The 14,846-nt window shown below is 64.7% G+C and carries 12 protein-coding genes; 6 read left to right on the top strand and 6 right to left on the bottom strand.

Features of this window, described 5'->3' with window-relative positions; translation table 11 throughout:
- Genes nuoL through nuoN form a run of 3 tightly spaced genes read left to right on the top strand, consistent with a single transcriptional unit; the run spans position 1 to position 5,059 of the window.
- Entirely contained in the window at positions 1-1,953 is a 1,953-nt protein-coding gene (gene nuoL, locus A3K89_RS18470) for an NADH-quinone oxidoreductase subunit L (RefSeq protein WP_068428791.1), read from the top strand.
- Positions 1,950-3,485, top strand: coding sequence for an NADH-quinone oxidoreductase subunit M (locus tag A3K89_RS18465; RefSeq protein ID WP_367946713.1), 1,536 nt, complete (start codon positions 1,950-1,952; stop codon positions 3,483-3,485). The genes nuoL and A3K89_RS18465 overlap by 4 nt, the downstream gene beginning before the upstream one ends.
- Positions 3,485-5,059, top strand: a complete 1,575-nt coding sequence (gene nuoN, locus A3K89_RS18460) for an NADH-quinone oxidoreductase subunit NuoN (protein WP_068428784.1) — start codon at positions 3,485-3,487, stop codon at positions 5,057-5,059. Before A3K89_RS18465 ends, nuoN begins: the two co-directional genes overlap by 1 nt.
- A 1-nt stretch (position 5,060) precedes the next feature.
- On the opposite strand, the gene A3K89_RS18455 is transcribed toward nuoN, so the two are convergent.
- Positions 5,061-5,417, bottom strand: coding sequence for a universal stress protein (locus A3K89_RS18455; RefSeq protein WP_068428781.1), 357 nt, complete (start codon positions 5,415-5,417; stop codon positions 5,061-5,063).
- Between the two features lie 28 nt (positions 5,418-5,445).
- A complete protein-coding gene (locus A3K89_RS18450) occupies positions 5,446-6,861 on the bottom strand; it encodes a sugar porter family MFS transporter (RefSeq protein WP_068428780.1) in 1,416 nt (471 codons plus the stop codon).
- Positions 6,862-7,273: 412 nt separating this feature from the next.
- Here A3K89_RS18450 and A3K89_RS18445 point away from each other — a divergent pair, with 412 nt between their 5' ends.
- The 3 genes from A3K89_RS18445 to A3K89_RS18440 all read left to right on the top strand — a co-directional run bounded on the left by A3K89_RS18445 (position 7,274) and on the right by A3K89_RS18440 (position 9,451).
- On the top strand, positions 7,274-8,386 hold the full coding sequence (locus A3K89_RS18445) for a GGDEF domain-containing protein (RefSeq protein WP_068428779.1): 1,113 nt from the start codon (positions 7,274-7,276) through the stop codon (positions 8,384-8,386).
- 7 nt (positions 8,387-8,393) lie between these two features.
- Entirely contained in the window at positions 8,394-8,564 is a 171-nt protein-coding gene (locus A3K89_RS26040) for a hypothetical protein (protein WP_167674322.1), read from the top strand.
- A gap of 146 nt (positions 8,565-8,710) precedes the next feature.
- A complete protein-coding gene (locus tag A3K89_RS18440; RefSeq protein WP_068428776.1) occupies positions 8,711-9,451 on the top strand; it encodes a polyprenol monophosphomannose synthase in 741 nt (246 codons plus the stop codon).
- 73 nt (positions 9,452-9,524) lie between these two features.
- On the opposite strand, the gene A3K89_RS18435 is transcribed toward A3K89_RS18440, so the two are convergent.
- The 4 genes from A3K89_RS18435 to A3K89_RS18420 all read right to left on the bottom strand — a co-directional run bounded on the left by A3K89_RS18435 (position 9,525) and on the right by A3K89_RS18420 (position 14,816).
- Complete coding sequence (locus A3K89_RS18435) at positions 9,525-10,811, bottom strand: M16 family metallopeptidase (protein WP_068429185.1); 1,287 nt, start codon at positions 10,809-10,811, stop codon at positions 9,525-9,527.
- A gap of 61 nt (positions 10,812-10,872) precedes the next feature.
- Positions 10,873-13,137, bottom strand: a complete 2,265-nt coding sequence (locus A3K89_RS18430; protein WP_068428775.1) for a polyribonucleotide nucleotidyltransferase — start codon at positions 13,135-13,137, stop codon at positions 10,873-10,875.
- 333 nt (positions 13,138-13,470) lie between these two features.
- Positions 13,471-13,740: a 30S ribosomal protein S15 gene (gene rpsO, locus A3K89_RS18425; protein ID WP_068428774.1), complete on the bottom strand. Its 270-nt coding sequence runs from the start codon at positions 13,738-13,740 to the stop codon at positions 13,471-13,473.
- A gap of 104 nt (positions 13,741-13,844) precedes the next feature.
- Complete coding sequence (locus A3K89_RS18420; RefSeq protein ID WP_068428773.1) at positions 13,845-14,816, bottom strand: bifunctional riboflavin kinase/FAD synthetase; 972 nt, start codon at positions 14,814-14,816, stop codon at positions 13,845-13,847.
- Positions 14,817-14,846: the final 30 nt, after the last annotated feature.

Here is a 14,846-nt window from a genome sequence, read left to right as displayed (position 1 = left end):
ATGACCGCCATCTGGATTCTCCCCGCGTTGCCGTTGCTGGGAGCGGTCGTTCTGTTGCTGCTCGGCCGGCGGACGGATCGTTTCGGTCATCTGGTCGGCACGGTGATGTCGTCGGCGGCATTCGTGTATGCGCTCGTACTGTTCGCCGACATGCTCGGCAAGCCCGCCGACGAGCGGGCAGTGTCCGAGACGTTGTTCAGCTGGATTCCTGTCGCGGACCTGCAGGTGGACTTCGGATTCCGACTCGATCAGCTGTCGATGTGCTTCGTGCTGCTCATCACCGGAGTGGGTTCGCTCATCCACGTCTACGCGATCGGCTACATGGCCGACGATCCCGATCGCCGACGGTTCTTCGCCTATCTCAACCTGTTTCTGGCGGCGATGCTGCTGCTCGTCACCGCTGACAACTTCCTCGGCCTGTACGTGGGCTGGGAAGGCGTCGGACTTGCGTCGTACCTGTTGATCGGCTTCTGGCAGTACAAGCCGTCGGCGGCGACGGCGGCCAAGAAGGCGTTCGTCGTCAACCGGGTCGGCGACATCGGACTGATGGTCGCGCTGATGATCATGTTCGCGACGTACGGCAGCGTCTCGTTCGACGACGTCTTCGCTGGTGTCGACGACACGAGTTCCGGGACGCTGACCGCGCTCGGACTCGTCCTGCTTCTGGCCGCATGCGGCAAGTCCGCGCAGGTGCCGTTGCAGTCGTGGCTCGGCGACGCCATGGAAGGACCGACGCCGGTGTCGGCCTTGATCCATGCCGCCACGATGGTGACGGCCGGGGTCTACCTGATCGTCCGAGCCGGACCCGTCTTCGAGTCCGCGCCGGCCGCTCAGGCCGCCGTCGTGGCGGTCGGAGCCGTGACGCTGCTGTTCGGCGCCGTCATCGGTTGCGCGAAGGACGACATCAAGAAGGCTCTCGCGGCGTCGACGATGAGCCAGATCGGGTACATGGTGCTCGCGGCGGGGCTCGGTCCCGCCGGCTACACGTTCGCGATCATGCTGTTGCTGACGCACGGCTTCTTCAAGGCAGGTCTTTTCCTCGGCGCGGGTTCGGTCATGCACGGCATGAACGACGAGGTGGACATGCGCAAATACGGTGCTCTGCGCACGGCGATGCCCATCACGTTCGTCACGTTCGGCCTCGGATATCTCGCCATCATCGGCGTCCCGCCGTTCTCCGGCTTCTTCGCCAAGGACAAGATCATCGAGACCGCCTTCGGCGCCGGCGGCGTGCAGGGCGTCGTCCTCGGTGTCGCCACCTTGGTCGGCGCGGGCCTCACCGCGTTCTACATGACGCGGGTGATGCTCATGACGTTCTTCGGCGACGCTCGGTGGGACGGCGGGAGTGGAGCCGGCAGGAACGACCCAGTTGAGGACGGGAGTGGAGCCGGCAGGAACGACCAAGTTGGGGAAGGCTCACACCCACACGAGTCGCCGTCGGTGATGACGGCACCGATGATCGTCCTCGCTGTCGGATCCGTCGCTGCGGGAGCGCTACTGACCGTCGGAGGTTCGCTGTCGAACTGGCTCGTTCCCGTCGTCGGCGAGGCCGAGGAAGCACACATGCTGCCCGCGTGGGTCGTGACGGTCCTCGCGCTGGGCGTCGTGGCGGTGGGAATCGCCGTGGCGTACATGCGTTATGCGCGGTCGGCGGTTCCGTCGGTCGCTCCCGAGCCCGTCTCGGCGTTGACGACGGCGGCGCGACGCGACCTCTACGGTGACGCCGTCAACGAAGCGCTCCTGATGCGTCCCGGCCAGGAATTGACCCGCGCCGCAGCACGATTCGACGAGGCTGCGATAGCGGGAGTCACACGCGGGGTGTCCGGGGGCGTGTCGAGTCTGTCGACGCGGATCAGGCAGGTTCAGTCCGGCTACGTCCGGTCGTATGCGCTGACGATGTTGGCGGGCACGGCGGTCGTTCTCGCGATGATGGTGGCGGTGATGGTGTGGTGACCTCGTTTCCGTGGCTGACGACGCTGTGGGCTCTGCCGCTTCTCGGCGCGATCGCGGTGGTCGTCGTGCCGCGCACTCGCCCCGACGCGGCCAAGATCGTCGCGCTCGTGGCGTCCGTGCTGACGCTTGCCGTCGCCGTCGCGCTGGTGGTGCAGTTCCAACCCGGCGGTGACGACTTCCAGTTCGTCGAATCACAATGGTGGATCGAGTCTTTCGGTGCGCGATACGAACTGGGTGTCGACGGGATCGCGCTCGTTCTCGTGCTGCTCACGACGGTCCTGTTGCCGCTGCTGCTGCTTGCCGGCTGGCACGATCCCCGGGGCGGTCGGTCGGCGCACACGTACGTCGCGTCGATGTTGCTCGTCGAGTCCATGGTGTTGATGTCGTTCTGCGCGCTCGACGTACTGCTCTTCTACGTCTTTTTCGAAGCGATGCTGATTCCGATGTACTTCCTCATCGGCGGCTTCGGTGGGCCGGGACGCGCAGCGGCGGCGGTGAAGTTCTTGCTCTACAACCTCGCAGGCGGACTCGTCATGCTGGCCGCGGTCGTCGGGCTGTACGTCGTCACAGCACGGTCCGACGCGTTCGAGGCGGGCACGTTCGGCTTCCGCGAGATCGCAGCCGCCGCGTCGGCAGGCGAACTGGGTGTCAGCTCGACCGTGCTCAACGCACTCTTCCTCGGGTTCATGTTCGCGTTCGCCGTCAAAGCTCCGCTGTGGCCGTTCCACACGTGGTTGCCCGACGCGGCCGTCGAGTCGACTCCGGCGAGTGCCGTCCTGATGATGGCCGTGGTCGACAAGGTGGGCACGTTCGGCATGCTCCGATACTGCTTACAACTGTTCCCGGACGCGTCGCGGTACTTCGCACCCCTGATCGTGACGCTCGCCGTCATCGGAATCGTGTACGGCGCCGTGCTCGCCATCGCGCAGACCGACGTCATGCGACTCATCGCGTACACGTCGATCTCCCATTTCGGGTTCATCATCCTCGGGATCTTCGCAATGACCGCACAAGGTCAGGCCGGGTCGACCCTGTACATGGTCAACCACGGAATCTCCACGGCTGCACTCTTTCTCGTTGCGGGCTTTCTCGTGTCTCGGCGCGGCACTCGTGTCATCGCGCACTACGGCGGAGTCCAGAAGGTTGCACCGGTCCTCGCGGGCACGTTCCTGATCGCGGGGCTGGCGACACTGTCGCTTCCCGGTCTGGCGCCGTTCGTCAGCGAATTCCTCGTTCTCATCGGGACGTTCGCGCGCTACCACGTGGCAGGCGTCGTCGCGACGGCTGCGCTCGTCCTGTCGGCGATCTACATTCTGTGGCTGTATCAGCGCATCATGACCGGCCCGCGGTCGTCGGCGAACGACGGGATGAAAGACCTCGTTCCGCGTGAACTGCTCGTCGTGACCCCGCTGATCGCGCTCTTGATCGTGCTCGGCGTGTATCCGAAACCGTTGTTGGACATCGTCTCTCCGGCGGTTCAGGCCACCGTCGTCGAGGTCGACGGCGACACGAGCCAGGCTGGAGGCCGGTGATGAACGACGAGCTGCTGACTGCCCCGAGCGTCGAATACAGCCTGCTGGCTCCGATGCTGATCGTGTTCGGGGTGGCGGTTCTCGGAGTGCTCGTCGAGGCGTTCCTACCTCGCGCGGTCCGCTACCGCACCCAGGCATCGCTGGCTCTCGGCGGCACGGTCGCCGCTCTGGTCGCTGTCGTGACGATCGCCGTCACGCACGACTTCGGCGCGGCCGGAACGATCGCGGTGATGGGCTCCGTTGCCGTCGACAAGCCCGCGCTGTTCCTGCAGGGGACGTTGCTCCTCGTGGCCGTGCCGTCGGTACTGCTCGTCGCCGAACGCTCGGTCGAACGAAAACCGGCCGACGCGTTCGCTCCTCAGGCGTCCGCGGTCCCCGGCAGTCTCGCCGAACGACAGGCCGCACAGGCAGGCGCCGCGCAGACCGAGGTGTTCCCCTTGACCATGTTCGCGTTGGGCGGCATGTTGCTGTTCCCGGCGTCGAACGATCTGTTGACGATGTTCGTTGCACTGGAGGTTTTCTCGCTACCGCTGTACCTGTTGTGCAGCCTGGCGCGTCGGCGCCGCCTGCTCTCCCAGGAGGCGGCCATGAAGTACTTCCTACTGGGTGCGTTCTCGTCGGCGTTCTTCCTGTTCGGTGCCGCCTTCCTGTACGGGTACGCGGGCACGGTCGACCTCGGCGGCATCGGTGACGCGCTCGCACTGAACGCGGGAAGCAACGTCTTCGCAGTTCTGGGCACCGCACTCGTCGGCGTCGGCCTGTTGTTCAAAGTCGGTGCCGTGCCGTTTCATTCGTGGATTCCCGACGTCTATCAGGGCGCCCCGACACCGATCACGGCTTTCATGGCTGCGGCAACCAAGATCGCGGCGTTCGGGGCCTTGCTGCGCGTCTTCTACGTCGCGGTGCCGAGTCTGGAGGACGACTGGCGCCCGGCACTGTGGGCGGTCGCGATCGCGACGATGGTCGTGGGCGCGCTGTTCGCGGTGACGCAGAAGGACATCAAACGGATGATTGCCTACTCGTCGATCACACACACCGGTTTCATCCTGACCGGAATCGTGGCGCTGGACGAACAGGGTTCGTCGGCGACGCTGTTCTACCTGTTCGTGTACGGCTTCGGTACGGTCGCTGCGTTCGCGGTGGTCACGACGGTGCGCGACGAATCGGGCGAAGTCGGCGACATCTCGCGATGGGCAGGCATCGGTCGACGGTCCCCTCTGCTTGCCGCAGCGTTCGCTCTGATTTTGTTGTCGTTCGCCGGAATTCCACTCACGAGCGGTTTCGTCGCGAAATTCGCGGTCTTTCAGGCGGCAGCGGGATCGGGCGCCGCACTGCTGGTCGTCGTCGGCGTGCTGAGCAGTGCCGTGGCTGCGGTCTTCTACGTTCGAGTGATCGTGCTGATGTTCTTCGCGGAACCGAAAGAGGGTGACGACGGTGGCATTCCCACCGTCGTCACCCCCGGTTTCGCGACGACTACCGCGATCGGTCTCGGCGTCGCGACGACCGTCGCGATCGGCATCTTCCCGCAGCCGTTGTTGACCCTCGTCGACAACGCGGCGGTCTTCGTGCGATGAGCTAGGGCGCCTTGACGGCGAGCACCGGTACGGGCGAGGTCAGCAGCAGTCGCTGACTCACGCTGCCCAGCAACGCTTTTCCGACGCGACTCCTCTTGCGGATCCCGATGACGATGCGACTGACGTCGGGAAACTCGTCGAGTTCGTCCAGGACGGCTGTGACGGGATCGCGATCTTCACGTCCCACACGCTCGACGACGGTGACCTTGCAGTCTGCGGGCAACACCGTCAGGTCGAGCTTTCCGAGCGTCAGGTTCACCGCGATCAGATCGGTGCTCAGCAGAGCCGCCTCGTCGGCAGCGGCGGACAAAGAGTAAATGCCCTCGGGGCTGTCGGTCACTGCAACCAGAACTGACATGTCACTACCTTTCTCGGTCGTCGAACTTTTACGAGTATTCCCTGCGGAACCGCTCTTCGAGCTCCTCCAGCGAATGGCCGCGTGTCTCGGGCACCTGCGTCACGATGAAGATCAACGCCAGAATGCCGAGTACGACGAAGATGAAGAACGTGGGAGCAATACCGAGTGCACCCACCACTGGCGGGAACAGCAGTGCGACAGCAGCATTGGCGATCCACAGAGCGAAGACACAGACGCCGATGGCGAAGCTGCGAATCTTGAGCGGGAAGATCTCGGCCAGCATGAGCCACACCAGCGGCCCGATCGTGCCCTGCATGCAGAAGACGAACAGAACGACGAACACGAGAATGAAGTACGCCTTGACGGTGCCGTCCGGCAGGAACAGCGCAGACAGACCGACGAGGAGGTGGAACGTCGTCGTCAGTGCGAAACCACCGATGAGCATCTTGCGACGGTCGACCTTGTTCATGAGGTAGAGACCGACAGTGATTCCGAGAACGCTGAAGAGACCGTTGAGGGTATTGGCGATGATCGCTGCACTGGACGAGAACCCTGCATCACCGAGCAGCTGCGTGCCGTAGTACATCACCGAGTTGATGCCGGTGAACTGTTGAAAGACACCGAGTCCGACGCCGATGAAGATCAGACGACGGATCCAGCGGACCGACAGATCGGTGGCACCGCCGGTCTTGGACAGCTTCTCCTCCTCGGCGAGGCGATGCACTTCGGCCATCTCGGCCTCGGCCCGCTCCTCGGACCGCACCTGCTTCAGGACCTCGAGGGCTTCGGCATCACGACCCTGCAGGACCAGCCAACGCGGGCTCTCCGGCATGCGGAGCATTCCGATGAACAGCACGATCGCAGGCGCGACGGCGACCAGCAGCATGAAGCGCCAGACCGATTCGTGTTCGCCCCAGATGTTGAAGATGATCGCGTTGATGACGAAGGCAGCGAACTGGCCGCTGACGATCATGACCTCGTTGCGCGTGACCACGCTACCGCGGCGTTCGACGGGCGAGATCTCGGACAGATAGACGGGCACTGTCGCCGATGCGCCACCGACTGCAAGGCCGAGGATGAAGCGGAAGACGGCGAGGGTCTCCCAGTTCGGCGCCAGTACGCAGCCGAGCGTTCCGACCATGAACACGATCGCAAGCAGCAGAATGTTGTGACGACGTCCGTGTTTGTCGGACAGGCGGCCGCCGACGAGTGCGCCGATCGCCGCACCGAAGATCAAGATACTGACGACGAAGCCCTCGGTGAACGAGGTGAGGTCGAGGTCGTCCTTCAGCGGCTCGAGGGCTCCGTTGATCACGCCGGTGTCGTAACCGAAGAGCAATCCGCCGAAGGTCGCGATGACGGCGATGATGCCTAGCCGATGACTGTGCTTGCCTGCTGTATCCGGTGGCAGAACTGCACCGGCCGATCCGTCACTCTGGGTCATCGATGATCCAATCTGATTCGCATGCGTTCGCCCGACCGAGGCCGCTTCCGAGTGTGTGCCGGAGGTGCTGTTCGATCCAATCGTTCGCGTGCGGGGGGTTCCCTTGTACGTATGTCTTGACATATTCATAGTCCGTTGAGAACTGGATCACAAGCCCCTCGCACAGGCAGCCCGGCCTCTGAATCGATCCGAGCAGGGCGAACCGCTTCTACATTCTTGGAAAAACCCTGACCGCACACGGCCTGTTCTCACGTGATCGCGTCCAATTCGCCGCACATGATTCAGAACCGTCGACGCGCCGGGTTGCTAAAGTCCGACGGCCGTCGAACCCCGGTTTCGAACCGCGCGGTCCGCAGTTCTGATTGAATACCCCTCAACACACGCGGTCGGGGAGTACAGAGGTTCTTTGTCGATGGGTTCGATGCGTCAATGGTGGTCGGAACCATCGGATTACGCGTGGACCGTCGACTACACGCTGTCCCACCCGATCATTCGAGTCACGGGCTACCTCATCGGCGTGTACTGCTGGATGTACGGTCTCGCGTGCACACTCGCCCTGCTGACCCCCTACGCGGCGCACATCGGTCACGCTCGATGGGTCTTGATCGCCATCGCAGCCACGACACTGTTCGTCGGCTACGCGTGGATCAGAGGTGCGTTCCCGTCGTACAACTGGTCGCTCGCGTTCGTGGTGTACGCGGATGTCGGTGTGGCCAGTGTTCTGATCCTCCTCGACGGTCCGACGGCCATCCTGCCGTGCGCGGCTCTGCTCGGGGTCGCCGGTAACTACATTGCTGCGTTTCACAGCGCCAAGGTGTTCGTCGGACATCAAGTGTGGACGATGCTCGTCTGTGCAGTCCTGTACGTCCGTGCTGTATCGGAACCGGATGCGTACTTCGCCCAATACACGGGTTACTTGGTCGTGTTGGTTCTCGTTCTGGTCTCGTCGCCCATCCTGACGCAGTCGCTGCTGGTGTTTCTGCGCCGGGACGCCGCCGCCGCGCACTTCGATCCGCTGACGGGCCTTCGCAACCGTCGAGGGCTGGAGACGGCGGTCGCCCATTTCACGGACGCCACCGTCGGCGTCGCAGCAATCGTCGTCGACCTCGACGACTTCAAGGCCGTCAACGATCGCCACGGCCACCGCTACGGCGACGACGACGTTCTGCGACGGACCGCACAGACCATCGTCACCGCCTTCCCGCCGCCCTCGGTCACCGCACGGACCGGCGGAGAGGAGTTCGTCGCGATCGTCGTCGACCCTCTGGCGAAAGCGCTCGATGCCGCCGACCGATTGCGTCGCGCGGTGCCGGACTGCAACCCTGCCGGCGTGACCACGACGAGCATCGGCGTCCACTACCGTCCGATTCAGGCGCGCGATACCGCGACACACCTGACCGAGCTGCTCCATCAGGCCGATTCCGCGATGTACGAAGCCAAGCGTCTCGGGGGCGATTCCGTCGTCGTCGACGGGGTGGACGGCCAGTCGGCCCGATGCCTCGGACGACCCGGCGATGGCTCATGATGGTGCCATGAGTTCGAACAACCTCTTCGGAGGGCCGAGAGGGCTTCTCATCGTGGTCGCTGTGGTCGTCGCGGTCGCGATACTCGCCGCCGTGGCGACGCTCGTCGTGCGTCAGGTCCTCGGACCGCCGGAGGGACCATCCCCGTACGAGACCACGACGTCGCAGCACGCGCCGTGACCCCACATCGGCGGCCGGCCGACGATGTGACACGTGCAACACTGCGTGCGCCCGGTCGGCCCTCACGAGCTGGTAGAACGTCGGTCGCGACGACGTAGCGCCGTGCGTTATTTGGTTCTCGCTACCCGATCACGGATCATACGAGCGTGACTTTTCCGAACGGCGCCCCGAAGACGACCGTCGTCGTACCCACGTACAACGAACGCGAGAACCTGCCCAAGCTCGTCGGGTTGCTCGCGGATCTCGATCTCGAGAACCTGCACGTTCTGGTCGTGGACGACAACTCGCCCGACGGCACCGGAAAGATCGCCGACGAGCTCGCCGAGACCGGGCCCATTCCGGTGACGGTTCTGCATCGCACCGAGAAGAACGGCCTGGGCCGTGCCTACGTCGCAGGCATGACGCGGGCGCTCGACGACGGCGCGGACATCGTCGTCCAGATGGATGCCGACCTGTCCCACCCGACCGAGGTCATTCCGACGATGGTCGACACGCTGACGACAACCGACGCTGCCGTCGTCCTCGGGTCCCGCTACGTCCCCGGTGGCGCGCTGGCGAGCGATTGGCCGTGGCATCGCAAGGCTCTGTCCGCGTGGGCGAACTTCTACGTCAACGCCATTCTGCGGTTGAAGGTCAAGGACGCGACCGCAGGCTTCAAGGCCTGGCACGCGAAGACGCTCCGCACCATCGACGTCGCATCCGTCGAGAGCAACGGATACGCCTTCCAGGTGGAGATGAACTACCGCACCGTCCGTCACGGACTGAAGATCGCCGAAACGCCGATCCGGTTCGAGGAGCGCAACGACGGTGAGTCGAAGATGAGCCTGTACGTCCAGCTCGAATCGGCGCTGGTGCCGTGGAAGCTACTGTTCGGCCGGAAGAGCTGACCACGGTTCAAGCGGCCTCGATCGACGCGACCGCCCTCGTGGAGGCGACGGTCGCGTCGATGGTCGGCTCGGCTCAACCCACGAGCGATTTGACCGACGCAGGTAGCTGACGAGCACTCTTGAACGGCCCGACGACGGCGGCACCGAAGGGCCGCGTCAGCAGCACCTGGGCGACGTCACGAACCTCGTCCACGGTGACCGCGTCGATACGAGCCAACGTGTGCGACACGTCGCGATGGTTGCCGTAGTTGAGTTCGCTGCGGCCGATGCGGTTCATCCGGGAGCCCGAATCCTCCAGTCCCAGAACGAGTCCGCCGCGTAGTGAGCCCTTCGCTCGGGCGCATTCGTCCTCGGTGATTCCCTCGGCCGCCACGTCGGCGAGCACCTCGCGGATCACCGTGGTGACTTCCGCGAGATTCTCGGGCTGGCACCCGGCGTACACCGAGAACGCGCCCGAGTCGGAGAAGGTGTCCACCGACGAGTAGACCGAGTAGGCCAGTCCGCGTTCTTCACGGATCTCCTGGAAGAGCCGAGACGAAAGCCCGCCTCCCACAGCGGCGTTCAACACCGACAACGCCCAGCGGTGACCTTCGTGACGGCCGAAGGCACGGACACCGAGCGACAGGTGCGCCTGCTCGCTGTCGCGCTTCTCGAACCGCAGTTCCGGCCTGCTGCGCAATCGAATCGAACCCTCGCGGCGCGGCGCCGGCTTGACTCCCCTGGCCAGCATGCCGGCGAATGCCCGCCTGACCAACGACACCACGTGCTTGTGGTCGACGTTGCCCGCGACCGCCACGACCATCCGGTCGGGCGTGTAGCGCCGTACGTGGAAGGAACGAATCTGCGCCCGCGTCATGTCCTCGATCGACTCGACGGTGCCGATGACCGGCCGTCCGATCGGGTGGTCGCCGAACATGGCCTCGAGGAACAGATCACCCAGCAGATCTTCGGGATCGTCGTCGCGCATCGAGATCTCCTCGAGTACGACTTGGCGCTCGATGTCGACATCCGCTGTGCGACAACGCCCTCGCAGGACCACGTCGCTGACCAGATCGATCGCGAGAGGAAGGTCGTCGTCGAGCACGTGCGCGTAGAAGCACGTGCTCTCCTTGGAGGTGAACGCATTCAGTTCACCGCCGACGCCGTCCATGACCTGTGCGATGTCGAGGGCGGTACGTGTCGGGGTCGACTTGAAGAGCAGATGCTCCAGGAAGTGCGCGGCCCCGGCGACGCTCGGTTGTTCGTCACGCGAGCCGACGCCGACCCACACTCCGACGGATGCGGAGCGCACGCCGGGCACGAATTCGGTGACGACGCGTAGGCCACCGGGCAGGGTGGTGCGCTGCACGCCCTGCTCGATGTGATCCGAAACGGCCGAACGGTACGTCCCGAGGGAACGTACCGTTCGGCTCTGGTGCTTCTTACTCAGCGCTGGCCTCGGCAGATGCTTCGGCGGGCGCGTCCGCTGCAGGAGCAGCGTTCTCGTCCTCGACGGGGACGAGGCTGATCTTGCCGCGGTTGTCGATGTCGGCGATCTCCACGCGCAGCTTCGAGCCGACGCTGACGACGTCCTCGACCTTGTTGATGCGCTTGCCGCCGCCGAGCTTGGAAATGTGCACCAAGCCGTCGCGTCCGGGCAGGAGCGAGACGAATGCACCGAAAGCCGTTGTCTTGACGACGGTTCCGAGGAAACGCTCGCCGACCTTCGGCAGCTGCGGGTTGGCGATGGCGTTGATCTTGTCGATCGCGGCCTGTGCGGACGGGCCGTCCGCTGCACCGACGTAGACGGTGCCGTCATCTTCGATCGAGATGTTGGCGCCGGTCTCCTCGGTGATGGAGTTGATCATCTTGCCCTTGGGTCCGATGACCTCACCGATCTTGTCGACCGGGACCTTGATCGCGGTGACGCGAGGTGCGTACGGGCTCATCTCGTCGGGCGTGTCGATGGCCTCGGCCATGACCTCGAGAATGGTCGTGCGCGCGTCCTTGGCCTGCGACAGTGCGCCGGCGAGAACCTGCGACGGAATTCCGTCGAGCTTCGTGTCGAGCTGGAGAGCCGTGACGAAGTCCTTGGTGCCCGCGACCTTGAAGTCCATGTCGCCGAAGGCATCCTCGGCGCCGAGGATGTCGGTCAGTGCGACGTAACGGGTTTCGCCGTCGACCTCGTCGGACACCAGACCCATGGCGATACCGGCGACCGGAGCACGCAGCGGCACACCGGCGTTGAGCAGCGACAGCGTCGATGCACACACCGAACCCATCGACGTGGAGCCGTTGGAGCTCAGCGCCTCGGACACCTGGCGGATCGCGTACGGGAAGTCGGCCTGGCTCGGGAGCACCGGCAGGAGCGCACGCTCGGCGAGCGCACCGTGACCGATCTCACGACGCTTCGGCGATCCGACGCGTCCCGTCTCACCGGTGGAGTACGGCGGGAAGTTGTAGTGGTGCATGTACCGCTTGGACGTCTCCGGTCCGAGCGAGTCGACCTGCTGTGCCATCTTGACCATGTCGAGCGTGGTGACGCCGAGGATCTGCGTCTCGCCGCGCTCGAACAGTGCGCTTCCGTGGGTGCGCGGAATGATCGCGACCTCGGCCGACAGGGAACGGATGTCGGTGACACCGCGGCCGTCGATGCGGAAGTGGTCGGTCAGGATGCGCTGGCGGACCGACTTCTTGGTGAGTGCACGGAACGCCGCGCCGATCTCCTTTTCGCGACCTTCGAACTGGTCGGAGACCTGCTCGAGAACCTGAGCCTTGACCTCGTCGAGCTTGCTCTCGCGCTCGGCCTTGCCCGCGATGGTCAGAGCCTGCGACAGCGGGATCTGCGCCGCTGCGGCGACCGCGTCGAACACGTCCGACTGGTACGCCGGGAACAGCGGGAAGTCACCGGTGGGCTTCGACGCCTTGGCAGCGAGTTCCTGCTGCGCGGTGCACAGCGCAGCGATGAACGGCTTCGACGCCTCGAGTCCCTCGGCGACGATGGTCTCGTTCGGCGCGACCGCACCGGCCTCGATCAGGTCGATGACGTTCTCGGTGGCCTCGGCCTCGACCATCATGATGGCGACGTCGGCGTCGGCACCCGAACCGGACACGATGCGGCCCGCGACGACCATGTTGAACACGGCCTTCTCGAGCTGCTCGACGGTCGGGAACGCAACCCACTGGCCGTCGATGAGCGCAACCCGCACGCCACCGATGGGGCCGGAGAACGGCAGGCCGGCGATCTGCGTCGACGCCGAGGCCGCGTTGATCGCGACGACGTCGTACAAGTCGGCGGGGTTGAGGCTCAGGACCGTGATGACGACCTGGATCTCGTTGCGCAGTCCGTCGACGAACGTCGGACGCAGCGGCCGGTCGATGAGGCGGCAGGTCAGGATCGCGTCGGTCGACGGACGACCTTCGCGGCGGAAGAACGATCCGGGAATACGTCCTGCCGCGTACATGCGCTCTTCGACGTCGACCGTCAGCGGGAAGAAGTCGAATCCTTCGCGAGGGCTCTTGCCCGCCGACGTGGCGGACAGAAGCATGGTGTCTTCGTCGAGGTAGGCGGCGACTGCTCCGGAAGCCTGCTGCGCGAGGCGGCCGGTCTCGAAACGGATGCTGCGCTTGCCGTAGGTGCCGTTGTCGATGACGGCGGTTGCTTCGTAGACGCCCTCTTCGACGTCTACGGTGGTGGTTTCTGTCATGTCTTTTCTTCTCGTCCTCTCGTCTTTGCCGTGCCCAGCCTCGTCCGGTCCGTGAAGGAACCCATGTCCTCTTCGCGTGGCCGAATCGTCTGCGAGCGGAGGCGGCCGTCGATCGAAGCCCGTCGGATGGGCGAACCCTCCGACAGGCCACTACCGAAGACCGACACCACGTCGTCGAGGAGCGTGCACGGCGATGTGCGAGCACCCATGTGCCCGCGGGTCTTGCCGGCCCTGCCAACACAGATAGCCAACGAGGAACAGTCTATGCACTGCCTCGTTGGCTACTGCGATATTTCGATGACCGCCCATCGTACGGGCGCGTCGGCGCCGAAACTAGCGACGCAGTCCCAGACGCTCGATGAGCGAACGGTAACGGGTGACGTCCACCTTCGCGACGTACTTCAGAAGACGGCGACGACGACCGACCAGCAGCAGCAAGCCGCGGCGGGAGTGGTGGTCGTGCTTGTGCTTCTTCAGGTGCTCGGTGAGGTCGGTGATGCGCTTGGTGAGCATCGCGACCTGAGCCTCGGGCGAACCGGTGTCGGTCGGGTGCAGGCCGTACTCGCTGAGTACTGCCTTCTTCTCTTCGGTGGTCAATGCCACTGGTACTACTCCATCTCACTGACGTCCGCGTGCAAGGAAGTTCGATCACCTGGATCGAACCGGACGCAGCCACCGCGGACCGCAGCATGCGCCGAGGAAGTATCCTACCAGGACGTCTGTTCGGTCAGCGCCGCGCGTGCGCGGTCCGAGTCACGACCCATCTCCTCGATCAGGTCGTCGATCGAGTCGAATTTCTCCATCCCGCGCAGTCGTTCGACGAAGTCGACGGCGACGTGCTGCCCGTACAGGTCTCCGTCGCTGTCGAGAACGAACGCCTCGACGGTCCTCGTGCGACCCGAGAACGTGGGATTGGTACCGACGGACACCGCGGCGCGATGACGCTCCCCCGGTGTGACGGTTCCCATGATCGGGCCGGGGCCGAGCACCGTGAACCAGGCCGCGTAGACGCCGTCGGCCGGGATGGCCGAATACATGGGCGGGGCGACGTTGGCCGTCGGGTATCCCAGCTGCCTGCCGCGCCCGTCGCCGTGGACGACGACGCCTTCCACCCGGTGCGGCCGACCGAGCGCCGCGGCGGCCGCAGCGACATCGCCTGCGTCGACGCACGATCGGATGTAGGTGGACGAGAACGTCACCGCATGTTCGGCCAACAGGTTGACGCCGTCGACCGCGAAGCCGGCCCGTTCACCGATCTTCCGGAGCAAGGCGACGTTGCCGAGCGCTTTCTTGCCGTACGTGAAGTTCTCGCCCACGACGACCTCGGCGACATGCAGTCTCTCCACGAGGATTTCGTGGACGTAGCGCTCGGGCGTCAGCTTCATGAGCTCGGGGGTGAACGGCATGACACAGAAGACGTCGATGCCGAGTTCTTCCGCGAGCTCGGCTCGCCTGGTGAGTGTGGTCAGTTGCGCCGGATGCGATCCGGGCCGAACCACTTCCATCGGGTGTGGGTCGAAAGTCATGAGAACGCTGGGTATTCCACGTTCCTTCGCCGACTTCACCGCCCGGGTGATCAGTTGGGCGTGACCGCGGTGCACGCCATCGAATACGCCGATCGTGAGAACACAACGACCCCAGTCGGCAGGTACATCGTCGAGACCTCGCCATCTCTGCACGAGTCAGAGCCTACGGGCCGAGTGCCGTCG

Source organism: Rhodococcoides kyotonense (genome assembly GCF_001645385.1).
GTDB lineage: Bacteria > Actinomycetota > Actinomycetes > Mycobacteriales > Mycobacteriaceae > Rhodococcoides > Rhodococcoides kyotonensis_B.
The sequence above is the reverse complement of the archived record's forward strand: the minus strand, read 5'-3'. Positions and strand labels throughout refer to the sequence as shown.

Coding starts and splice junctions, on each gene's coding strand:
- nuoL (WP_068428791.1), top strand. CDS start 1: ATGACCGCCATCTGGATTCTCCCCGCGTTGCCGTTGCTGGGAGCGGTC.
- nuoN (WP_068428784.1), top strand. CDS start 3,485: ATGAACGACGAGCTGCTGACTGCCCCGAGCGTCGAATACAGCCTGCTG.
- A3K89_RS18455 (WP_068428781.1), bottom strand. CDS start 5,417: ATGTCAGTTCTGGTTGCAGTGACCGACAGCCCCGAGGGCATTTACTCT.
- A3K89_RS18450 (WP_068428780.1), bottom strand. CDS start 6,861: ATGACCCAGAGTGACGGATCGGCCGGTGCAGTTCTGCCACCGGATACA.
- A3K89_RS18445 (WP_068428779.1), top strand. CDS start 7,274: ATGGGTTCGATGCGTCAATGGTGGTCGGAACCATCGGATTACGCGTGG.
- A3K89_RS26040 (WP_167674322.1), top strand. CDS start 8,394: ATGAGTTCGAACAACCTCTTCGGAGGGCCGAGAGGGCTTCTCATCGTG.
- A3K89_RS18430 (WP_068428775.1), bottom strand. CDS start 13,137: ATGACAGAAACCACCACCGTAGACGTCGAAGAGGGCGTCTACGAAGCA.